Source organism: Methylophaga sp. UBA1464 (assembly GCF_002325665.1).
Taxonomy (GTDB): domain Bacteria; phylum Pseudomonadota; class Gammaproteobacteria; order Nitrosococcales; family Methylophagaceae; genus Methylophaga.
In genome coordinates this window covers 439-678 of the sequence record NZ_DCSO01000058.1, presented here as the reverse complement: position 1 = coordinate 678, position 240 = coordinate 439, and the positions used below count along the sequence as shown (strand labels likewise).

Genomic DNA, 240 nt, shown 5'->3' with positions numbered 1-240 from the left:
CGGCACCCGCCGAAGAGGAGGAGGCGTCGTCGGTCACCGATACGTCGATTCCTTGGGAAGCGGCCGCTGTGCTGAGCGAGCGTCATGCACCGCCCCCTCCCGCTGCTGCCGCATCTCAAGACCCCGAGCCGGAGACAGCGCCTGCTCCGAAGATGACGCCAGAGAAAGACGCGCCCGGCGAGCCGATCATGCCGCTCTCCGCGCGCAAACCGGAGGACGTCGAGGAGCCTGCTCCAGAGC

At 68.8% G+C, this 240-nt stretch carries 1 protein-coding gene; it reads left to right on the top strand.

Annotation, left to right across the window (positions count from 1 at the left end; genetic code table 11):
* Positions 1-240: hypothetical protein (locus B3O33_RS07095; RefSeq protein WP_292363282.1), on the top strand; the 240-nt coding region annotated here is incomplete at both ends.